Here is a 21,633-nt window from a genome sequence, read left to right on the forward strand (position 1 = left end):
CACCCGCACCTCCCACATATCTTCTGCCATGCTCCGGCACGCCCGATATTCAATAGCTCGTCTCCCTGCACCTATGGTACAAAATACCCTTCTTTTTGTGTGCCGGGCGCCGGACACGCTGGCTGCGCTTTTCCCGGTTGCTCACTTTCAGGGACACGCTATGGGCTACTCCATCGACATCATCTCTTGTATCACTGACCGCTTCGTGGAACTTACCGCCACCGAAAAACGTATCGCGCAATTTATCCTCGATGACGTGCAGACTGCCGCGGCACTGCCGATTGCGGAAATGGCGCGCCTGACAGAGACCAGCCAGGCGTCGATTACCCGCTTTGCCCGCGCCATCGGCTGCAAAGATGTGCGCGAGCTGAAGGTCAAGCTGGCGCAGTCGCTCGCCGTGGGGCAGCGTTTTATCATTGATGTGCCGGATCTGGAGGGCGTGCAGGGGATTTACGGCGCGATCATCAACGTGCTGGACATCAACCGCCGGGCGCTGAACCCGGACGCGCTGAAAAAAGCAGTGGGCTGGCTGAGCGGGGCGCGGCAAATTCTGGCCTTCGGCATGGGCGGCGGCTCCACGGTCTGCGCGCAGGAGTTGCAGTTCCGGCTGTTCCGCCTCGGCCTGCCGGTGGTGAGCCAGAGCGATGGGCTGCTGGTGCGGATGATGGCGGCATCGGTCGCGCCCAATGATGTGGCGATCGCGCTGTCGCTGGGCGGTTTTACGCCGGACGTGGTGGAGAGCGCCGCCATCGCCAGACAGTACGGCGCAAAAGTGATCGCCATTACCCCGGACGGGACGCCGCTGGCGCAGCAGGCGGATCTGGTGCTGCCGCTGATGGTGCGCGAAAACGACTACATCTTTAAGCCGAGCACGTCGCGCTACGCCATGCTGGCGATGGTGGATGTGCTGGCCACCGAGCTGGCGATGGCCAACAAAAGCCAGGCGAAAGACCGGTTACGGCGGATTAAGCTGGCGCTGGACAGCCACCGCGGCGGCGCAGACCGCCAGCCGCTGGGGGACTAATCCGGCACCACGGGGTGGCCCAGCGCCGCCATAAACCGTCGCGCCTGCCGCCGGGTGACCTCAACGCCCTGCCCGGCGCGGTACAGCTCACTGCCCAACCCGGCCCCCCGGCAGCCTGCGTTCAGGTAATCCCGTAGGTTCTCCGGCGTCACGCCGCCCACCGCCAGCACCGGGACAGCCGGCGGCAGCACGGCTCTCAGGGCGGAAATATAGGCCGGCCCAAACGCCGAGGCAGGGAAAATTTTCAGCCACTGCGCGCCCGCCTCCAGCGCGGCAAAGGCTTCCGTCACTGTGGCGCACCCGGCGCACACCCGCATCCCCTGCGCGGCGGCGCGGCGGATCACCGGCGGATGGGTATTGGGCGTGACGACCAGCGTCGCCCCGGCCTGTGCCAGCACCTCCACCTGATCCACGTTCAGCACCGTCCCGCCGCCGATCACAGCCCGGTCGCCAAAGCGGCGGACCATCTGCGGGATGCTGCGCTGCCAGTCTGGTGAGTTGAGCGGGATCTCCAGGTAGCGGAAGCCCTCGTCTATCAGCGCGCCGAGGTGGCCTTCGGCCTCAGCGGGTGTAATGCCGCGTAAAATGGCGACTAACGGGTTAGCATCGTGCATCAAGAAGACTCCTTATCCCTTGCAGAAAGGCGCGGTCGCCGCAGAGGCTGCGGGTATCCACCCCGGCGCAGGCGAACGCCTGCTGATAGCGGCAGCACAGCGCCGCGCTGCCCACCAGCGTGATAGTGTGTAGCGGGCGTGCGGTGAGCATGGCGCGGACTTCCGCGCCAATCAGCACCCCGGAGAGCGCCTCGCCTACTGAGGCCGCAGGCAACCCGCCCAGCACGCGCGCCGCCCGGTGCCGGAACAGTTCACTGACCAGCGACGGGGCAGCCAGGCCGCGTTCCAGCCCCTGGCAAAACCGGGCGTTGTCCTCCGCCTGCGCCGGCAGCCCGTTGCCGATCAGCGAGTGCGTCATCAGCAGGTGGTGAAGCTCACCGGTCATGGCGGTGGAGAAGCCGGTGACGCCGCCGTCCTCCACCTGCACCCATTTGCTGTGGGTGCCCGGCATCACGTAACAGCCCGCCGGGGCCAGTTGCGTCGCGCCCAGCAGTTGCGTCTCCTCACCGCGCATCACTTCTTCGCGCCCGGCCCTCAGCCCCGGCACAATCCAGACGTTGTCCGCCACCTCGCACAGCCGGGCGGCCAATGCCCGTAGCGGCACCGGGCACGGCAGGTAAGGCACCGGCTGCCAGCCCGCGTCACTGCCGATCATCCCGGCCATCAGCACCGGCGTGGCCGCGCTTTCACGCCACGGCGCGATGTGTTGCTCAAAGACCTCGCGGGGGGAGAGGCCGTTCAGGCGGCTGATGCCCAGCGGGAGGGCCAGCGTTTTATCGCCCTGCCACGCCCGCAACTGGCTGGAGCCCCAGTCAACCGCTATCACGTTGTCACTCATTGGCGGCCCCCTGTGGCGCACTGGCCGGCTGAACCGGCACGGCCTGCGGCCGGCTTTCCCGTTCGCGGGTGATCATCGCCAGCGCCTCCTCGCGGCTCATGGTGTTCGCCGGGGTCACCAGTGTGACCACCACGGCGCACGCCAGGCTCGCCAGCACCGACGGGATGCACGGGTTGCCCCAGGTCGCCATCCAGCCGCTGTTGGCCAGCATCAGCAGGGCGGTACCTGCCCCACCCGCCAGCGCGGCCAGCGCGCCCTGCCAGTTAAAGCGCGTCCAAAAACGGCCGAGCAGGGAGCAGATGAACATGCCGGACATAATCATGGAGATCATTTTGGTGATGTAGCCGATGATGTCGTCAGAGGTCAGCGCGAACAGCAGCGCCAGGCCAATCACCAGCACCAGGAACAGGCGTGACAGGCGGATGGCCCGCTCCGGCGCGGGCATATGGCCGGTAATCAGGGTATAGAGGTCGCGCAGCATAATAGAAACCGCCGCGATGGCGTCTGAGCTGCCGGAGGACATGTTGGCCGACATCCCCGCGATCAGCACCGCCATCGCCAGCACCGGCGGCAAGACCTGGGTCGCGAACAGGAAGGCGAAGCCGCTGTTCTCCAACGCAGGGTTCATGGTGTAGGCGGCCATGCCGATGATCGCCGGCAGGAACGAGAAGCCGAGGTACAGCATGCCGGTGATGATAAAGGATTTACGCAGGGTGGAGACGGACTTCGCCGAATAGATGCGCTGGCGGTATGAGGGGGTCGCCAGCACGCCGACGCCGATCACCACCGCCAGGGAGAGCGCAGGCAGGACGCCGAGTTTGTCGACGGCAAACAGGCTTTGTGCCGCCGGGTCCACCGCCTGCCGGATGGGCTGCCAGCCGCCGACGTGATCCACCGCCAGCCACGCCATGAGAATAAACCCGATAAACAGCACCAGTGACTGCACGGTATCAATCCAGACTACCGCGGAATACCCGCCAATACCGACATAAACAATAAAGGCCGCGGCAATGATTATTTTTGCCGTCGTAATATCGATGCCGCTCGCCCAGGCCAGATATAATCCGCCCCCTAAAATATGCGCACCGAGCCAGCCAATTGACGCGATAAAAATTAATATCGCCACGCTGTTTTTCACGATTTTACTGCCGCCGGTATAATACGATATTTCTTCGCTCATGGTCATAAAACGCAAATTACGCACCGGGGCAAATAACCAGGCCACCAGCAGAATACCCACCGCGCCGCCCAGGCCGTACAGCATCCCGGCCCAGCCGTTGAGGTAGCCAAACCCCACGGCACCAACGCTTGAGCCGGTGCCGACCATCGTGCCGACGGTGGAGCCGAGCGTCAGGAATAACGGCAGGGAACGCCCGCCCAATAAAAAGTCATCACCGTTTTTTTGCTGCCGTGATACATACCAGCCGAGAAAACTCATCGCGCAGGCATAAAGGCCAAACCAAATAAGGAAAGAGAGATTATTCATGGCTCACATCCAGACTTTACGTTAAGGCTCACATTAATGGCTCGCCCTGAAAAAAAGCACAGGAAACCCGTTGGCCTGTAAAAACAGGCCGGCATCATCTTTAATTATTTTCGCCCTCTCCCGGCGGGAGAGGGTGCCTTACAGAAACGTCAGCCCCGGTCAGCCCGGTAGCAGGTCACATCCACTTCCACTTTGCAATCCACCACCAGATCCGCCACGCAGCAGACGCGGGCCGGTGGGTGCTCGCCGAAAAATTCACGGAAGACTTTATTAAACGAGGCGAAATAGCGGGCATCCGTCAGGTACACCTTCACGTGCACCACGTCCGCCAGGGTGTAACCGGCGTCAGCCATGATGTCCACGCAGTTCTGAATCGCCAGGCGGGACTGCTCAATAATGCCGCCCTCCACCACTTCGCCCTCTTTCATCGGCGTTTGCCCGGAGACGTAAAGCCACCCCGCCGCCTCAACGGCTTTAGCGAACGGCAGCGCCTGCCCGCCGGTGCCGGTGCTGCCACCGACGCCATAACGTTTAATGCTCATGTATGCTCCTTATTGCCTTTTCCCGGCGCAGAAAACGCCCTGCGCGCCCTGTTACCTGTTGGCTCTGACCATAACTCATTACCCCGTTCACCATCACGGCCTCAATGCCCGCCGCAGGCTGTTTCGGATCACTGAAACTGGCCGCATCGCGTACCGTGGCCGGGTCAAACAGCACCAGATCGGCATAATAACCGCGCTTCACCAGCCCGCGTTCAGGCAGGCGGAAACGGGCCGCCGACAGCCCGGTCATTTTGTGGACGGCAACCGTGAGCGGGAACAGCTTTTCGTCCCGGCTGTAGTGGCCCAGCACACGCGGGAACGCCCCCCACAGGCGCGGGTGCGGCATCGGGTCGTTCGGCAGGCCGTCAGAGCCTATCATCGTCACCGGGTAGCGCAGCACACGCCGCACGTCCTGCTCGTCCATGTTGTAGTAAATGGCCCCGGCGGGCATCAGCGCCGCGGCGGCCTCATGCAGTGACACTGACCAGCGCGCCGCGATCTGCTTAAGCGTCTGCCCTGCCACTTCCGGGTGCGGCTCCGACCAGGTGATAACGATGTCGAAGTCGTCGGTGACTTGTTTCATGTCCAGCGTGGAGGAGCTGGCAGAATAGGGATAGCAGTCACAGGCGACGTCCTGCTGCGCCCGCACGCGGTCGAACAGCGCTAGGGTCTCCACGGTACGGCCCCAGTTTTTCGCCCCGGCGCATTTATGGTGCGAGACCACCACCGGCACCCGGCTGTGGCGGCCGATGCGGAACGCCTCGTCCAGCGCCTCCAGGATAGGCTCAAATTCTGAACGCAGATGGGTGGTATACAGGCCCTCTTCCGCGGTCAGTGCCTCAGCCAGCGCCATCACTTCCTCGGTGGTGGACTGGAACGCGCTGGCGTAGGCCAGGCCGGTGCTCAGCCCCAGCGCGCCCTGGCGCAGCGCCTGTTCCAGTTCGGCGCGCATTGCCGCAATCTCCTCCACGGTCGCTGCGCGGAACAGCGACGCCATCTGGTTGTTGCGCAGCGTGGTGTGGCCGACCAGCGTGCCCACGTTTATTGCCGGGCGCGCCTGCGCCACCGCCTGCGCGTAGGCCTCCACCGTGGGGTAGGCAAACTGGGGCGCGTCGCCGAGCAGGTTCATCGGGTCCGGCACCTCGCCTTTTATCGTCGCGCACGCCGCGCTGATGCCGCAGTTGCCGACGATCACCGTGGTCACGCCCTGGCTGATCTTGGGTAAATAGTCGGGCATCCGGATAATGTTGATGTCGTCATGGGTGTGGACGTCGATAAATCCCGGTGCCAGCACGCGCCCGCGGCCCTCGATCTCGTGCACGGCCCCGCCCGCGACAGAGGGCGCAATCTCAGCGATGCGATCGCCCTGCACTGCCACATCCGCCCGGTATTCCGCGCCGCCGGAGCCATCAATGACCGTGACATTCCTGAACAGATAGTCGAACTTCATGTGTTCCTTACCCCCTTTATAGCCTGCGCTGAAGTTAACCATTTACAATGGGTGAAAACAGTGGAAAATTACGCAAAACGCTGACGAATTACTGATACTTTTATTCATTAAACGCCACGCCATAACTATTTATTTAATAATTACAAAAACTTAAAAAAGATACCCACCCTGAAAGAAAGTACCCACCCGGAGGAAGTGTGTTATGAAATATCAGGAAGAGCCTCTCGTTTCCCACAAGTCTGCCCTTATCACCACCCCGGCCAATGTGCTGCGGGAAGAGGTGTGCCTGCCTGCGGCACTGATTAAGAAAACCGCGCTGGAAAACAATATTCAGTGGATGCAACGTTACGCTGACGCGCGCGGCGTCTCCCTGGCACCGCACGGCAAAACCACCATGACACCGTGGATTTTTCAGCAACAGCAACGCGCCGGCGCCTGGGCGATCGGCGTCGGCACGGCGTGGCAGGCCAGCGTGGCGATGCAGAGCGGCATTTCGCGCGTGCTGATGGTGAACCAGCTGCTGGGCAAGGCGAACATGACGCTGATCTCGCAACTGAAAGCCCGTTACCCGGCGATGGATTTCCTCTGCTGTGTCGACAGCGCGGCCAACGCACGCACCCTCTCCGCGTTTTTCGCCGCACAACACCAGACGCTGGACGTGCTGATTGAGCTGGGCGTGCCGGGCGGCCGCTGCGGTTGCCGTTCCGCCGATGAGGCGCTGGCGCTGGCAGAGACGCTGGCTGCCCTGCCGGGCCTGCGGCTGCGCGGGCTGGAGCTCTACGAAGGCGTGGTGCACGGCGAACAGGCGCAGCCGAAGGTGGAAGCGCTGTTGCGTGACGCCGCCGCGCTGGCCTGCCGGCTCGCGCCCCATGCCGACGGGGAGTTCCTGCTCACCGGCGCGGGGTCGGTGTGGTATGACGTGGTGTGCAATGTCTGGCTGGAGGCGGAGAAACCGGCCAATTGCCGCATCGCCATCCGCCCCGGCTGCTACATCACCCATGACGGCGGCATTTACCAGGACGCACAGGACGCGCTGATGGCGCGGGACAACGTCGCCTGCGATCTGGGCGGCAGTTTAACCTCGGCCATGGAGCTGGCAGCGCTGGTGCAATCCGTGCCGGAAGCGGGCCGGGCCATCGCTAATTTCGGCAAGCGTGACAGCGCATTTGATGCCGGGCTGCCGCAGCCGATCGCGCATTACCGCCGGGGCGTCGCGCTGCCGCACCCGGCACTGACGATGGAAACCACCGGCATGATGGACCAGCACGCCATGCTGACCCTGAAGCCGGGCGCGGAGGTGCAGGTGGGCGATATCCTGCTGTTTTGCACCTCGCACCCGTGCCTGACGTTCGATAAATGGAAAACGCTGCTGCTGGTGGATGACGAGTACAACGTGCTGGAAGAGCTGGACACTGCATTCTGATCTGCCCTCCCCGCGCCCGGCCGGGCGCGGGCTTTGCAGGCGGCGGGGTTGACAGGCGAGAGAGCGTCAGCGCGTCGCCTGCGCCACCTCCCTGGCTTTTTCTTCCTGCTGGCGGCGTTCGGTTTCCAGCATCTTTTTCTCGTAGACCTTAAAGAACGGGTAGTAGATGGCGAGCGAGATAAAGAAGCAGATAAACACCAGCCCGCAGGCGATCAGGTTCCAGTTGGTGGTGATCAGCGCCCCGAGCGGGGCCGGGACGGTAAACGGCGGCTTCACCATCATGCGCGGGATTAACCCGCTGACGGTAAACAGGTACACCACCAGCGTGTTGGCCATCGGCGCCAGGACAAACGGGATCGCCAGCAGCGGGTTCATCACAATCGGCGCACCGAAAATCATCGGCTCATTGATGTTAAACAGCCCAGGGATAAACGACAGTTTCCCCAGTTGTTTCAGGTACACCACCCTGGAACGGATGAACAGCACCACCAGCGCCAGCGTCGAGCCGGTGCCCCCCATCTGCGCGTACCACTGGAAAAATTGCTCGGTGAAAATGTTGGGCAGCTCATAGGCGCTGACGCCGGACTGGAACAGCTCCATGTTCTGCATAATCGCCTGATCCCAGAGCGGGCGGATCAGCGGCCCCATCACCGCATGGCCATGAATGCCCAGTACCCAGAACAGGTCGATCATGAACTGCGTCACCATGCCGCCAAACAGGTTGGTGCCGGTCATAAAGCCTTTCAGCGGCATGATGAGGGTGCTTATCAGCGCATTGATATCGATATTCAGGAAGTGCCGCGGGATCCAGAACACCAGCACCACCGCCAGTGTCGGGAACAGCGCGGAAAACGAGCTTGCCACCACCGGCGGCACCCCGGCCGGCATGGTGATGTCGATATTGCGCGTCTTGATAAAGCGGAAAATCTCAATCGCCACCAGCGAGGAGATGATGGCCCCGAACAGCCCCTGCGAGCTGAGCGACGTCAACGGGATATAACGCCCGGCCACCGCCTCCCCCGTCACCGTCACGCCCTGGGTAATATTTACCGGCACCACCATCAGGAGGGTTGCCAGCATCGCCAGCAGGCCGCTGGTCATCTCATTGAGCTTATAACTTTTGCCGAGGAAAGAGCCGATGGTAAACGCGGCATAGAGCGACATCAGCCCGACGGTGAAACGAAACGGGACGTCGAGGATATCGCGCCAGGGCGCAATAAAGGCCATATAGCCTTTAATCGGGATATTCAGCAAAATCACAAAAAATGACCCGACAATCGTGAGCGGTAAAATAGAGATAAGCCCATTGCGGACCGCCTGCATATGGCGCTGGTTGCCGATGGCATTGGCCACCGGCAATAATTTTTCCACCAGTGTTTCAAAGCCCGGCATGGTCGTTCTCCTCAAAGCCATTATTTTCAATCACGCGGCGGAACCAGCGGCCGGATTTTTTCAGTGAACGTTGTTGGGTGGCGAGGTCAAGACGATAAAAGCCGTACCGGTTTTTATAGGCGTTCTGCCACGACCAGCAATCAATAAATGTCCACATGTGGTAACCCAGACACCGGCTGCCGTCGGCTATGGCGTGATGCAGCCAGGCTAAATGCTCCTGTAAAAACACAATCCGGTAGTCATCCTGCACTTCGCCCTCGACCATAAACTGCTCTTCGTCCATGATGCCGATGCCATTTTCCGACACGAACCAGGGGATATTGCCGTAACGGTTTTTAATCAGCATGGCGATGTCATAAATCGCGGGCGGATATATTTCGATACCGCGTGAGGTATTCATCCGGCGGCCCGGCATCACATACTCTTCAAAGAAATACTCCGGCAAAAAACCCTCGGATGCGTCAAAGGGCGTTTCACGCGCTTTGACCCGCCGCGGGCGGTAATAATTAATGCCGAGCAGGTCAATCTGCGTCGCCGCCAGTAATTCGGTGTCGCCCGGTAACACGTCAGGCAGTTGGTGATGTTCTTTCAGTAAGGCGATGAGTTCCGCCGGGTAGCGGCCGCACAATATCGGCTCATTGATGCTGCGGGTGTAAAACAGGTCGGCCATCGCCGCCGCCTGGGTGTCTTCCGGGCTGTCACTGCGGGGATACACCGGGATCACATCCATAATGATGCCGATTTTCCCCGGCAGCGCCCGTTTGCGCCAGGCGGCAACTGCTTTGCAGTGCGCCATCACGATATGGTGCAGCACCTGGGCGGCGCGGCGGAAATCGCTGACGTAAGGGTAATGGCGCGGGTGCAGGTAGCCCGCCTCTGCCGGAATAAGGGGTTCATTAAAGGTAAACCAGTAGCGCACGCGGTCGCCGAACAATTGATAGCATCTATCGGCATACCGCGCGAAGGCGTCCACCACGTCGCGATGTTCAAAGCCGCCTTTTTCCTGGAGCGCCATCGGCATATCGAAATGGTAGAGATTAATAAAAGGCTCAATGCCCTGGGCAAGCAATTCATCAATGACATTATTATAAAATTCGACTGCCTTCGGGTTAATCTCGCCGTCGCCGTCCGGAATTAAACGTGACCAGGAGATCGAGGTGCGAAAAGAGTTCAGGCCAAGGGCTTTGGCACGCTGAATATCCTCCCGCCAGTGGCGGTAAAACGTGGAGGTATTCTCCGTGGTGACGCCCTGATAAAAGCGTTCATTAAAATGGTGCGAGGCGTAATCCCAAATATTGTCGCCTTTGCCGTCGCCGGGGAGCCGGCCTTCGGATTGCGTGGCGCTGGTCGCCGTGCCCCACCAGAATGTCTCAGGAAAGCAGTATTTCATCGGCTGCCCTTATTGTGTGGTGTTTCATTTCCCCTGGCCGGCTGATAACCGCGCAGCCCAACATAAAGTGATCTTTTTCGTTACGTTTCTCTTAATACAAAGAGACCGGCGTCAGGGATCACGCCGGAATAAGGCCGTGATGCCGGGATCGGCAACGCGCGGAATACGCTATTCTGGGTAGCGGCTAATAAAACAACAAGAGAGGGGGAACACAGAATGGCGGTGAATACCTGATACTTTTAGGGGATTTCCGGCGTAAATAATCCGGCGTGATTTAAAAACAGCGTGATAGGGGTGTTACTCCCCTGCCGCCACTCACCGGAAAGCCTGCGGCGGGTGTGGCCTGGATCCATAATTCCCTGAACCTTAACCCTGCGTTTTACGTGCGTAATTATCACCCTGCTTTAGCATTTAGGGCGGTTCTGCCCTGCCTGCCCATTAAATATGTTTGCCGCGCTAAAGAATTGCCGACGCCGGCCGATTTGTTGTCTGCCCTTTTCCCTGATAACCGACTCAATACACGTTTAACGCGTGGGTAAATGAATCATGCTAAAGAATTTCAGTATTCGTCAAAAATTTATCGCTGCCTTTGGTGCCGTGGTAGCGGTTCTTATCATTATCTGCGCATCGTTTTATATGAACTTCTCCCGGATTGTCAGTGCCAATGACTGGAACGTCCACACTTACCAGGTGATCGACGAAAGCCGTGCGCTGGTGGAAAGCCTGGTCAATATGGAAACCGGCTTGCGGGGCTTTGCACTCAGCGGCGATGACGCCATGTTGCAGCCTTACACCACGGGCCAGGCGGCGTTTATCGAACACCTCAATAAAGCGAAAGCGTTAACCCCAGACAACCCGGCCCAGCAGGATCGCCTGGATCAGTTGCTGAAACAGCAACAGCAGTGGACCACCTCTTTCGCCCAGGTATTGCTGGATAACCGCCGTGCGCAGACGACCGGCGCGATGACGCCGGAGGCCTTCCTCGCGGCCTTCCGCGCCAACACCGGCAAAGCGCAGATGGACAGCATGCGCGCGGTGATTATGGAGGTTTCAGGTGAGGAGCAGTCGCTGCTTGGCGCACGCCAGATTGCCGTGCAATCCACCCGCACACACACCACCCTGACCCTGGCGTTTGGCGCACTGTTTGGGCTGGGCATCGCGATCACGCTGGGTTACCTGCTGGCCCGCTCCATCACCGCCCCGCTGCACCGGGCCGTGGCTGCGGCGCAAGCCATCGCCAAAGGGGATCTGACCTCGGTACTGGTGGCGGACTCCCGCGATGAAACCGGGATGTTGCTGGATGCCCTGGCCACAATGCAGTCGCAACTGATCCGCGTGGTGTCTGATATCCAGACGGCCGCCTCCATGATTGATAATGCCGCCAAAGAGGTCTCCAGCGGCAATACTGACCTCTCCAGCCGTACCGAACAGCAGGCGGCCTCGCTTGAGGAGACATCAGCCAGCATGGAACAGCTCACTGCCACGGTGCGCCAGAACACTGCCAACGCCCAACATGCCAGCTCACTGGCCACCGATGCCTCGCAGGTGGCGGTGCGCGGCGGTGATGTGGTGGAACAGGTGGTCACCACCATGTCTGCCATCGCGGAAAGCTCCAGACATGTGGTGGATATTATCGGCACCATCGAAAGCATCGCCTTCCAGACCAATATCCTGGCGCTGAACGCCGCGGTGGAAGCCGCCCGTGCCGGTGAGCAAGGCCGCGGGTTCGCCGTGGTGGCCAGTGAAGTGCGCGCCCTGGCGCAGCGCAGCGCCAACGCCGCCAAAGAGATCAAGCAACTGATCGGTGCCTCGAACACCCGCGTCACCCAGGGTTCCGAGCTGGTGGCGGATGCCGGCGCCACCATGGGCGAAATTGTCAGCGCCATCCGCCGTGTGTCAGACATCATGGCCGAAATCTTTACGGCGTCTGATGAGCAGGCCAACGGCATCGAACATGTCAGCATTGCGGTAGCGCAGATGGATGAAGTCACGCAACAGAACGCCGCTCTGGTTGAGCAGGCGGCTGCGGCGGCGGTGTCACTGGAAGAACAGGCCGACCATCTGGCCAGGACAGTGTCGGTGTTCAAAACCTCCGCTGTCTGATCATGTCACGAAGCCGGCCCGGCACCCATGACCTGGCCGGTTTCCTGATTGATAAAAATCGTTTACGGAAAGGGTTTACAGAACCTGTTGGCGGATGCCGGTGTTCTTTAACGGATAAGTGACGTCAGCAGGTTCTGGCCTTCTGCAAAGCCAACTGGCCGGATAGCGGTTTTCATCACATTTCGCGACGTATTTACTCACTCCGCCCCTTAGGAACCGGTTCCATTACGACTTCACGGCCATCGGTAAATGGCAGGATTATTCTCACTCTGCGCCATTTTTGTTTTTTTGCCGGTTTTATTTATTGATAGATTTATTTGCAGCGATCAATCCGGTAATAAAGCCCTTAATCCGGCGTTTATTTGCGGCTTTAAAAAAATAAGCCTTATGCACTGCACTAAGCGACCTTAAAATAACTGGGGGTAAAGCGTTACCGGACATCCCTGTCACGGTGATGTTTGAAAACAGGAAGGGCCAGAGGGCTATACAAGGCAGGCAGAGCCTTTTGATAACCCTCACGGAGATAAAGGAAATTTCAGAGAAGTGAAAAGAGCAGAAGATATAACCGGAGAAAAGAAAAGGGATTACTGAATACAGGCGATGCGCTATAAACACCCACTTTTTTTACCGATCAGTGCGGCTATTCGACCAGCCAGCTAATACTTTCATCTTTGATAAGATAATGAAACCTATGGATATCCTCTTGATTTACTTGGTGACCGCAGTCACAACACAGATAAACAGGAGATGTACCGGAAACTTCAGATTGGTCCAAAGACTCAAAATCTTCACCTCCACAATGCTGACAGATGAAGTAAAAATTATTCATGTACCTCACTCATAAAAAAGTGTCACGCGGTAATAACTGCAACTGACGTTGCCGCCGGTGACCATAGTGTTGACATTGCTACCCTAATCAGCGACCACACGTTATCAATTTTTTCAGGGTGGTGACCCGGCTATTGATTTTATCGGTGTTGCTGCCTTCATTCGGTACTGCCTCACTGAATTGCTGCCTTTCCATGGTGAAGTGTCGACACTTATTCAAAGCACACCGCAAAATGATAACCGCGGCGGTAATGTTATAAGCGTAAACAGAAACTGGGAATTTTGCCTGCCGGCCATGCCAATGCCGCTTTTTCTTGCAGCGCAAGGATTAAAAAATTTCATCAAGATTTCAGCAAATGCGGTTAAATCTGCCGTAAATCGTCAGGAAATTCTGTTCCTGGGCAGTGCTCCACCACTAAGCCCCCTATTTTATACACAGACATCGCGTTAGTTTTAATTAAAATTCATAATACTTTTAACACCGCGTTACTGCACTTTCAGGGTGAACAGGTTGCATTACAACAAGTAGACGCTTAATCCAAATGTTAAAAGCATTAAACCATCTTATAAATCACTTCTACAATTATATTTTTTCTATATATAAAACTGGGCTTAAGCGGCACTTTAACCACAAAAGAGGGAATGGCACCACAATTTGCTGCCGGGCAGCTAAAGTTTTCCCGGCCGGGGCCGATATCCGGGATATCTGCTCTCAGCGAGGCAACCACTATGATGAGCCGCCGCATAACCTGGCTTGGCATTTTTACCTTTTGTGTTCTGTTCTGGGCATTGGTGTTTTCCCTGTTCTAACCGGGTTATCGGGCAGCCGGGTAAACGCCTGGGGCTGCCCCCACCATTTTTCGCCGCGGCCATCGCAAGGGTTGCTGACGGCATCTGTATTCTGGGGAAAGAGACGTGAAATATTTCGTGATGGGTGTGTCGTTTATGATGGCCGTCTGGCTGGGTGCCTTCACCATGCTGATGCGGTAAGGCCACAGAGACGTTACCCAACAAAAAGGGCGCATTTGCGCCCTTTTTTCTTTGTCCGGTAAGGTTAGCCCGGCAGGTTTAGCCCGCCGCCTCATTGCTGCCGGCGGGCTCGTTGCTTTTGGCAGGGGCCGCCAGCAGGCCATCGGCCCGGAACATCGCTTTGATGCCGCGTACCGCCTGGCGGATGCGGTCCTGGTTTTCAATCAGGGCAAAGCGCACATGGGTATCCCCGTAGTCACCAAAGCCGATGCCGGGCGACACACAGACTTTCGCCTCGGCCAGCAGCTTTTTGGCAAACTCCAGCGAGCCAAGGTGGGCGTAAGCCGCCGGGATTTTCGCCCAGACATACATCGAGGCTTTCGGGTTCTCAACCATCCAGCCCGCCTCATGCAGCCCTTTCACCAGCACATTGCGCCGCTGGCGGTACTGCTCGGCGATATCACGCACGCACTGCTGATCCCCTTCCAGTGCGGCAATCGCCGCCACCTGCAATGGGGTGAAGGTGCCGTAGTCATGGTAGCTTTTAATCCGCGCCAGCGCGCTGACCAGCTCCGGGTTGCCGACCATGAAGCCGATGCGCCAGCCCGCCATGTTGTAGCTTTTGGAGAGCGTGAAGAACTCCACCGCAATCTCTTTCGCGCCCGGCACCTGCATGATGGACGGCGCTTTCCAGCCGTCATAGACGATGTCGGCATAAGCCAGGTCATGCACCACCAGCACGTCATACTGCTTCGCCAGCGCCACCACCCGCTCAAAGAAATCCAGTTCCACGCACTGCGCGGTCGGGTTGGAAGGGAAACCCAGGATCATCATTTTCGGCCGCGGAATCGACTCACGGATCGCTTTCTCCAGCTCACCGAAGAAATCGACGCCCTCGGCCAGCGGCACGGAGCGCACCTGCGCCCCGGCGATCACTGCGCCGTAGATATGGATCGGGTAGCTGGGGTTCGGCACCAGCACGGTGTCGCCGTGGTCCAGCGTTGCCAGCATCAGGTGCGCCAACCCCTCTTTCGAGCCGATGGTCACGATCGCCTCGCTTTCCGGGTCAATCTCCACCTGGTAGCGGTCCGCGTACCAGCGGGAAATGGCCCGGCGCAGGCGCGGGATGCCGCGGGACGTGGAGTAGCCGTGGGTATCCTCACGCTGTGCCACGGTGCAGAGTTTTTCCACAATATGCGGCGGCGTCGGGCCGTCCGGGTTGCCCATGCTGAAGTCGATGATGTCTTCACCACGGCGGCGGGCCGCCATTTTCAGCTCGGCGGTAATGTTGAACACATAGGGAGGGAGACGTTCAATGCGGGTAAAGCGGCGTAATGCACGGGGTTCAGCCATGATGTCCTCAATGTCACGTTAGCGCCCGGACCGTCCGAGCGACGTTGACCGCGTTGCGGTCGAAAGATGACCTTATCGCAGCGGAAAAAGGCTGTCGAGCCGACTGCAACTTATTTTTTACATTTACATCACTTATCTATAAAAATTTTTTATCGATGTTTTTCCGTCTGCGCCGCGGTAACCCCTTTTACCTGCCGGTAAAAAGCGTCCGTTATCCACGGTTTATCCGCGCCATCAGCCAGTCGCTTTCCCATTCGCCGTCCAGCTGGTAGTTATCCCGTAAGGTGCCTTCCCACTCAAAGCCGCACTTTTCCAGCACCCGGCGTGAGGCGCGGTTGCCTTCGACCACCAGCGCTTTCAACCGGTGGAAGCCGCAACTGTCGAACGCAAAGTCGCACACGGCGGCCAGTGCCTCGCTGGCGTATCCGCGCCCCTGCGCGTCCGGCAGCATCATGAACCCTATTTCAGCCTGGCGGAACGGCTCCCACTCCGGCAGAAAACCGGTCACGCCCAGCGCCGCCCCACTCTCTTTTTCCCGGATCACCAGGCAGAGCCAGTGGTGGCTGGTTTTCTCCCACGCCGGCAGCCGGGCCTCAAACTGGGCGCGGATTGCCGCCTCACTGCGCGGGTCTGCCACAAATGCCATGACACGCGGGTCCTGTTGCAGTTGCAGAAACAGCGGCCAGTCCGCTTCCGTCATGGTCTGTAAGGTAAGCCTTGCGGTGCTCAGGTGCATATCCGACGCCTCCGGGGTGTTATCTTCATACGTAAAAGAGGATGTTTCATTTGAAAGTTAATCCCTTTTCTTTCGCATTAATACAGCCCATAATGATTAACAGTTGTACAACACAAACAAAACAACTTTGCCTGTTACCCCTACCCTGGAGATGCATTATGGCCGCTCTGACCCTTGATAACATTCCCGATGCCATCCGAAAAGTCAAACAGCAGCTCCGCCGCGATCTGCCTGATTATAAAAACGTTTTTCAGGACGTTGAACAGGCGATCCGCCAGCAGGTGACGACGATCCGCAGTGAGCTGGCACGCGGTGAAAACCCGGTGCCGCAACTGGACGCCGAAGATATTTTGCAGGGCCGCGTGAGCGAGCAGCAGAAAGCGCTGATCCGCCAGCGCGGTGCCTGTGCCATCCGCGGGGTGTTCCCACGGGAAAAGGCGCAGCGCTGGAACCAGATGATTGGCGACTATCTGGAAGGCAATAACTTTGTCGAGCGGCTGAAAAACGCGGCAGAAGACAACTATTTCGGCACGCTGGCCGCCAGTAAGCCGCAGATTTACGGCATTTACTGGTCACAGCCGCAGGTTGAGGCGCGCCAGGATGCGCGGATGAAAGCGGTGCAGGTGTTCCTCAACCGTTTGTGGGACGCTGACAGCAACGGCAAACAGCATTTCGACCCGGAGCGGGTGGTGAGTTACGCCGACCGTACCCGCCGCCGCCCGCCGCGCTCCTCGTCGCTGGGGCTGTCGCCGCACGTGGACGGCGGCTCACTGGAGCGCTGGCTGGATGAGAATTTCCGCCACGTTTACCGCCATGTGTTCGCCGGGAACTGGCGCGACTATAACCCGTTCGCCGCAGAGGGGCGGCCGGAGGCGCGTGAGTTCCCTTCCCCGGCGGTCTGCTCGATGTTCCGCACGTTCCAGGGCTGGACGGCGCTGACGCCGCAACGCACCCACGCCGGGACGCTGAACCTGATCCCGATTGCCAATGCGATGGCCTATGTGCTGTTGCGGGCGTTGCAGGACGATGTGCCGGAGGATGACCTGTGTGACGCCGCGCCGGGCCGCGCGCTGTCGATTTCCGAAAAGTGGCACCCGCTGCTGCTGGAGGCGGTGTCGCCCATCCCTGATCTGGAGCCGGGCGACACCGTGTTCTGGCACTGCGATGTGATCCACGCCGTGGAGAATGAGCATAACGGCGAATTTGACAGTAACGTGATGTACATCGCCGCCGCGCCGTGGTGCGAGAAAAATGCCGCCTACCTGCCGAAGCAGGCCGCGAGTTTCCTGGACGGCCGCTCGCCGCCCGATTTCGCCGCGGATGATTTCGAGGTGGATTTCACCGGCCGTGCCACGCTTGACGACCTCACCCCGGCCGGGCGGCAACAGATGGGCATCGATGCCTGACCCTGTGGTTACGCCCCTGTAAAACCCAAAGCCACCGGCGCTGGTGCCCCCGGTGGCTTTTCTTTATAGTGAAAGCCCGTGATATGGCACAGGATGCCTGTTGTGCATGTGATGTTCGAAAATTCGGTCTTTGAGATGTTGCTGGCGGTGTTTGACCGCGCCGCGCTGATGCTTATCTGCCTGTTCTTCCTGACCCGTACCCGCCCCTTCCGCCAGCTGTTGCAAAAAGAGCAGCACACGCCGCGTGAACTGGCCGCGGTGACCGCCATCTTCTCCCTGTTTGCGCTGTTCAGCACCTATTCCGGCATTAATGTGGAAGGCTCGCTGGTCAATGTGCGGGTGATCGCCGTGATGTCCGGCGGTATCCTGTTCGGGCCGTGGGTCGGCATCGTGACCGGGGTGATTGCCGGGGTGCACCGCTATGCGATCGACATGCACGGCATTACCGCCATTCCCTGCCTTATCACCAGCGTGATCGCCGGGGTGCTGTCCGGCGTTATCCACCAGCGGGTGCTGAAGGAGAAACGCTGGTCGGTGGGCATCGCGGCCGGGATGGCCTGTGAATCGCTCACCATGCTGCTGGTGGTGGTGTGGGCACAGCCGCTGTCGCTGGGGCTGGAGATTGTCTCGAAAATCGCGGTGCCGATGATCCTCGGCGCGACCTGCATCGGCCTGATTGTGCTGCTGGTGCAGAGCGTGGAGGATGAAAAAGAGGTGATCGCCGCCCGCCAGGCCCGGCTGGCGCTGGACATCGCCAACAAGACCCTGCCCTATTTCCGCAATATCAACCACGCCTCGCTGACCACCATCTGCGACATTATCCGCCGTGATATCAAGGCCGACGCGGTCGCCATCACTGACACCAAAACCATTCTGGCCTACGTCGGCACCGGTGCGGAGCAGTACAACATCGGCCATGAGATCATCAGCGAGATGACCAAAGAGACGCTGCGGCGCGGCAAAATCACCATCAAGAACAACGATGAGATGCACCGTACGCCGCAGATCCACTCGCTTATCATCATTCCCTTGTGGGAAAAAGGGGAAGTGACCGGCTCGCTGAAGATCTACTACTGCCGCGCGCACAAGATTACCTATTCGCTGAAGGTGATGGCGGTCGGGCTGTCGCAGATGATTTCCACCCAGATGGAAGTCTCGCGTACCGAGCAACTGCGGGAGATGGCCAATAAAGCGGAGATGCGCGCGCTGCAAAGCAAAATTAACCCGCACTTCCTGTTTAATGCGCTGAACGCCATCTCCTCCTCTATCCGCATTAATCCGGACACCGCCCGCCAGCTGATCATCAACCTGTCGCGCTACCTGCGTTACAACCTGGAGCTGAATGACGAGCTGATCGACCTGCGCAAAGAGCTGCATCAGGTGCAGGATTACATCGCCATTGAACAGGCGCGCTTCGGCAGCAAGCTCACGGTGCTGTATGACGTTGACGAAGAGATCGCGGTGCCGATCCCCAGCCTGTTGATCCAACCGCTGGTGGAGAATGCGATTGTGCACGGCATCCAGCCCTGCCGCGGCAAAGGGGTGGTGTCAATAAGCGTGAAACACGTGGGTGACCGCATCCGCGTCGCGGTGCAGGACACCGGCCACGGCATCAACCAGGAGACCATCGACCGGGTGGCGCGCAATGAGATGCCGGGCAATAAAATCGGCCTGCTGAACGTCCATCACCGCGTGTCGCTGCTGTATGGCGAAGGGTTGCAGATCCGCCGGTTGTCGCCGGGCACCGAGATTGCGTTCTTTATTACCAAAGAAGGCGGCAAGCACCACGCCGCGCTGGCCTGATGCCGGGCGTTATGGCCGGTGAGCGGGCGTTATGACCGGGGAGAGTATGTGAAAGCCATTATTGTTGAGGACGAATTCCTGGCTCAGGAGGAGCTGAAATACCTGATCAATGCCCACAGCAGCATCCAACTGGAGGGCAGCTTCGACGACGGGCTGGATGTGCTGAAATACCTGCAACACCACCAGGTAGACGCCATTTTCCTCGACATCAATATCCCGTCGCTGGACGGGGTGCTGCTGGCGCAGAACATCAGCAAATTTGCCCACCGGCCCTATATTATTTTCATCACCGCCTATAAGGAACACGCCGCCGAGGCGTTTGAGATTGAGGCGTTTGACTACATCCTCAAGCCTTACCATGAGGCGCGCATCGTCACTATGCTGCAAAAGCTGGAGGCGCATTTCCGCCGCGACCGGCAGGCCGCCAGTGAGCTGCCGGTGGCAGGCGGTGAGCAGCCGGTGGCGGCGCGCCACAGCCACAGCATCAACCTTATCAAGGATGAGCGCATCATCGTCACTGACATCAACGACATCTACTACGCCGCCGCGCAGGAGAAGGTGACGCTGGTCTACACCCGGCGCGAGGCGTTCACCATGCCGATGAACATCACCGAGTTTTGCAGCCGCCTGCCGGACGAATTCTTTTTCCGCTGCCACCGCTCCTACTGTGTAAACCTGTCAAAAATCCGCGAAATTGTGCCGTGGTTCAATAACACCTACATCCTGCGGCTGAGCGATTTACCCTTTGAAGTGCCGGTGAGCCGCAGCAAGGTCAAAGAATTCCGGCAACTGATGCGCATCTGAATGCATTTCATTCCGCGCTGACGGCATCTCATTCCCGATCCGATCGCGGGCTTGAAACCCGCCCGTATACTGGCTCCAGTGGGCGGGCCGGATCCCCGTTGTTGCACATCTCCGGCCTGTAAAGTTTGGCCCAACGGGCCATGTTTGCGTATCAGGAGGCCGGCATGAACAGCAGTAAACCGGTAAGTCGCGGGTTGATCGTTATGGGTACCATCATCGTGCAGATGGGGCTGGGCACTATTTACACCTGGAGCCTGTTTAACCAGCCGCTGGTGGAGAAATTCCACTGGGCGCTGGGCGATGTGGCCACCACCTTTTCCATCACCAGTTTCTCACTCGCCATCGCCACGCTGTTCGCCGGGCGGCTCCAGGAGCGCCTCGGCATCCGCCGCCTGACGCTGCTGGCCGGGCTGCTGCTGGGCTGCGGGCTTATCGCCAGCGCCTACGCCACCTCGCTGACCCAGTTCTACCTGCTGGCCGGGTTCGTGGTCGGTTTCGCCGACGGCACCGCCTACATCACCACCCTCTCTAACCTGATTAAGTGGTTCCCGGAACGCAAAGGGCTGATTTCCGGCGTGTCGGTCGGGGCCTTCGGCACCGGCAGCCTGTTGTTTAAGTATGTGAATGCGGAACTGATTGCGCAGGCAGGGGTATCGCAGGCGTTCCTCTATTGGGGCGTGATTGTGATGGCGCTGATCGCTGCCGGTTCCCTGCTGCTGAAAGAGAAAAAAGTGCCGGCGCAGCCTGCTGCCCAGCACACCCAGGCCGGGAAACCCGATTTCAGCGTGGCAGAGATGCTGAAAACCAAAGAAGCCTATCTGTTGTTCCTGATCTTCTTTACCGCCTGTATGAGCGGCCTGTACCTGATTGGGATTGTGAAAGATATCGGAGTGCAACTGGCGGGGATGGATCTGGCCACGGCCGCCAACACCGTGTCAGCGATTGCCATCTTCAACACCGCAGGAAGGATCATCCTCGGGGCGCTGTCAGATAAAGTCGGCCGGATGCGGGTGATCAGTTTCACCCTGCTGGTGACCACGCTGGCGGTGGCGACGCTGAGCTTTATCCCGCTGACCTCGTCACTGTTCTTCCTCTGCGTCGGTGCCATCGCGTTCTGCTTCGGCGGCAATATCACCGTGTTCCCGGCGATTGTCGGTGACTTCTTCGGCTTGCGTAACCACAGCAAAAACTACGGGCTGGTGTATCAGGGCTTTGGCCTCGGCGCGCTGGCCGGCTCCTTTGTGGCGGCGCACTTCGGCGGTTTCCATACCACCTTCCTGGTGATTGGGGTGATGTCGGTGCTGTCTCTGCTGATTACCCTGATGATCAAACCACCGGTGGGCGACACCTCCCATGCCACCGCCCCCCTGCGCAACCGGCAACATGCCTGAGCGCAGCCCCGGCGAACCACGCCCTGAACCCAACCCCCAGGCGTAAAAAAAGCAGAGCCACCCGGCTCTGCTTTTTTATGC

The 21,633-nt window shown here is 59.2% G+C and carries 16 protein-coding genes; 7 read left to right on the forward strand and 9 right to left on the reverse strand.

Annotated elements, in window-relative coordinates:
• Positions 1-160 precede the first annotated feature (160 nt).
• On the forward strand, positions 161-1,024 hold the full coding sequence (locus JK232_RS15650) for a MurR/RpiR family transcriptional regulator (RefSeq protein ID WP_072933759.1): 864 nt from the start codon (positions 161-163) through the stop codon (positions 1,022-1,024).
• Here JK232_RS15650 and JK232_RS15655 read toward each other — a convergent pair.
• From JK232_RS15655 to JK232_RS15675, 5 genes are all read right to left on the reverse strand, one after another.
• Positions 1,021-1,638, reverse strand: a complete 618-nt coding sequence (locus tag JK232_RS15655; protein ID WP_101828546.1) for a 2-dehydro-3-deoxy-6-phosphogalactonate aldolase — start codon at positions 1,636-1,638, stop codon at positions 1,021-1,023. The two genes, JK232_RS15650 and JK232_RS15655, sit on opposite strands and share 4 nt — an antisense overlap.
• A complete protein-coding gene (locus JK232_RS15660) occupies positions 1,625-2,476 on the reverse strand; it encodes a 2-dehydro-3-deoxygalactonokinase (protein ID WP_101857502.1) in 852 nt (283 codons plus the stop codon). The genes JK232_RS15655 and JK232_RS15660 overlap by 14 nt, the downstream gene beginning before the upstream one ends.
• The gene (locus tag JK232_RS15665; protein WP_212589383.1) at positions 2,469-3,962 is read right to left on the reverse strand and encodes a sodium:solute symporter family protein; all 1,494 of its coding nucleotides are present in this window, start codon (positions 3,960-3,962) and stop codon (positions 2,469-2,471) included. Before JK232_RS15665 ends, JK232_RS15660 begins: the two co-directional genes overlap by 8 nt.
• Positions 3,963-4,111: 149 nt before the next feature.
• Positions 4,112-4,504: a RidA family protein gene (locus tag JK232_RS15670; protein ID WP_072933768.1), complete on the reverse strand. Its 393-nt coding sequence runs from the start codon at positions 4,502-4,504 to the stop codon at positions 4,112-4,114.
• Entirely contained in the window at positions 4,494-5,954 is a 1,461-nt protein-coding gene (locus JK232_RS15675; RefSeq protein ID WP_212589384.1) for an N-acyl-D-amino-acid deacylase family protein, read from the reverse strand. The genes JK232_RS15670 and JK232_RS15675 overlap by 11 nt, the downstream gene beginning before the upstream one ends.
• 202 nt (positions 5,955-6,156) lie before the next feature.
• Here JK232_RS15675 and JK232_RS15680 point away from each other — a divergent pair, with 202 nt between their 5' ends.
• The gene (locus tag JK232_RS15680) at positions 6,157-7,377 is read left to right on the forward strand and encodes an amino acid deaminase (RefSeq protein WP_212589385.1); all 1,221 of its coding nucleotides are present in this window, start codon (positions 6,157-6,159) and stop codon (positions 7,375-7,377) included.
• Between the two features lie 66 nt (positions 7,378-7,443).
• Here JK232_RS15680 and JK232_RS15685 read toward each other — a convergent pair whose 3' ends face one another.
• Positions 7,444-8,769, reverse strand: a complete 1,326-nt coding sequence (locus tag JK232_RS15685) for a PTS sugar transporter subunit IIC (protein WP_101828542.1) — start codon at positions 8,767-8,769, stop codon at positions 7,444-7,446.
• A complete protein-coding gene (locus JK232_RS15690; RefSeq protein ID WP_101834411.1) occupies positions 8,756-10,159 on the reverse strand; it encodes a glycoside hydrolase family 1 protein in 1,404 nt (467 codons plus the stop codon). Before JK232_RS15690 ends, JK232_RS15685 begins: the two co-directional genes overlap by 14 nt.
• A 546-nt stretch (positions 10,160-10,705) precedes the next feature.
• On the opposite strand from JK232_RS15690, the gene JK232_RS15695 reads away from it, so the two are divergent.
• The gene (locus tag JK232_RS15695; RefSeq protein ID WP_072933176.1) at positions 10,706-12,262 is read left to right on the forward strand and encodes a methyl-accepting chemotaxis protein; all 1,557 of its coding nucleotides are present in this window, start codon (positions 10,706-10,708) and stop codon (positions 12,260-12,262) included.
• Between the two features lie 1,896 nt (positions 12,263-14,158).
• Here the strand turns inward: JK232_RS15695 and alaC are convergent.
• Complete coding sequence (alaC, locus tag JK232_RS15700) at positions 14,159-15,412, reverse strand: alanine transaminase (protein ID WP_072933174.1); 1,254 nt, start codon at positions 15,410-15,412, stop codon at positions 14,159-14,161.
• Between the two features lie 211 nt (positions 15,413-15,623).
• Positions 15,624-16,148 carry a GNAT family N-acetyltransferase gene (locus JK232_RS15705; protein ID WP_072933172.1) on the reverse strand — a complete coding sequence of 175 codons (525 nt, stop codon included), beginning with the start codon at positions 16,146-16,148 and terminating at the stop codon, positions 15,624-15,626.
• Between the two features lie 158 nt (positions 16,149-16,306).
• On the opposite strand from JK232_RS15705, the gene JK232_RS15710 reads away from it, so the two are divergent.
• From JK232_RS15710 to JK232_RS15725, 4 genes are all read left to right on the forward strand, one after another.
• Entirely contained in the window at positions 16,307-17,554 is a 1,248-nt protein-coding gene (locus JK232_RS15710) for a DUF1479 domain-containing protein (protein ID WP_212589386.1), read from the forward strand.
• A gap of 111 nt (positions 17,555-17,665) precedes the next feature.
• Positions 17,666-19,357: a sensor histidine kinase gene (locus JK232_RS15715; protein ID WP_101828566.1), complete on the forward strand. Its 1,692-nt coding sequence runs from the start codon at positions 17,666-17,668 to the stop codon at positions 19,355-19,357.
• 48 nt (positions 19,358-19,405) lie between these two features.
• Positions 19,406-20,161, forward strand: a complete 756-nt coding sequence (locus JK232_RS15720) for a LytR/AlgR family response regulator transcription factor (protein ID WP_101828540.1) — start codon at positions 19,406-19,408, stop codon at positions 20,159-20,161.
• Positions 20,162-20,325: 164 nt separating this feature from the next.
• Positions 20,326-21,552, forward strand: a complete 1,227-nt coding sequence (locus JK232_RS15725) for an L-lactate MFS transporter (protein WP_072933162.1) — start codon at positions 20,326-20,328, stop codon at positions 21,550-21,552.
• Positions 21,553-21,633: the final 81 nt, after the last annotated feature.

It is taken from the genome of Nissabacter archeti (assembly GCF_018257325.1).
Classification (GTDB): domain Bacteria; phylum Pseudomonadota; class Gammaproteobacteria; order Enterobacterales; family Enterobacteriaceae; genus Chimaeribacter; species Chimaeribacter arupi.

What these genes read in the sequence shown, in the direction of transcription:
- JK232_RS15680 (WP_212589385.1), top strand. Translation starts at nt 6,157, where the DNA reads ATGAAATATCAGGAAGAGCCTCTCGTTTCCCACAAGTCTGCCCTTATC.
- JK232_RS15710 (WP_212589386.1), top strand. Translation starts at nt 16,307, where the DNA reads ATGGCCGCTCTGACCCTTGATAACATTCCCGATGCCATCCGAAAAGTC.
- JK232_RS15660 (WP_101857502.1), bottom strand. Translation starts at nt 2,476, where the DNA reads ATGAGTGACAACGTGATAGCGGTTGACTGGGGCTCCAGCCAGTTGCGG.
- JK232_RS15675 (WP_212589384.1), bottom strand. Translation starts at nt 5,954, where the DNA reads ATGAAGTTCGACTATCTGTTCAGGAATGTCACGGTCATTGATGGCTCC.
- JK232_RS15655 (WP_101828546.1), bottom strand. Translation starts at nt 1,638, where the DNA reads ATGCACGATGCTAACCCGTTAGTCGCCATTTTACGCGGCATTACACCC.
- JK232_RS15715 (WP_101828566.1), top strand. Translation starts at nt 17,666, where the DNA reads ATGTTCGAAAATTCGGTCTTTGAGATGTTGCTGGCGGTGTTTGACCGC.
- JK232_RS15695 (WP_072933176.1), top strand. Translation starts at nt 10,706, where the DNA reads ATGCTAAAGAATTTCAGTATTCGTCAAAAATTTATCGCTGCCTTTGGT.
- JK232_RS15650 (WP_072933759.1), top strand. Translation starts at nt 161, where the DNA reads ATGGGCTACTCCATCGACATCATCTCTTGTATCACTGACCGCTTCGTG.
- JK232_RS15725 (WP_072933162.1), top strand. Translation starts at nt 20,326, where the DNA reads ATGAACAGCAGTAAACCGGTAAGTCGCGGGTTGATCGTTATGGGTACC.
- JK232_RS15690 (WP_101834411.1), bottom strand. Translation starts at nt 10,159, where the DNA reads ATGAAATACTGCTTTCCTGAGACATTCTGGTGGGGCACGGCGACCAGC.
- JK232_RS15685 (WP_101828542.1), bottom strand. Translation starts at nt 8,769, where the DNA reads ATGCCGGGCTTTGAAACACTGGTGGAAAAATTATTGCCGGTGGCCAAT.
- alaC (WP_072933174.1), bottom strand. Translation starts at nt 15,412, where the DNA reads ATGGCTGAACCCCGTGCATTACGCCGCTTTACCCGCATTGAACGTCTC.
- JK232_RS15665 (WP_212589383.1), bottom strand. Translation starts at nt 3,962, where the DNA reads ATGAATAATCTCTCTTTCCTTATTTGGTTTGGCCTTTATGCCTGCGCG.
- JK232_RS15705 (WP_072933172.1), bottom strand. Translation starts at nt 16,148, where the DNA reads ATGCACCTGAGCACCGCAAGGCTTACCTTACAGACCATGACGGAAGCG.
- JK232_RS15670 (WP_072933768.1), bottom strand. Translation starts at nt 4,504, where the DNA reads ATGAGCATTAAACGTTATGGCGTCGGTGGCAGCACCGGCACCGGCGGG.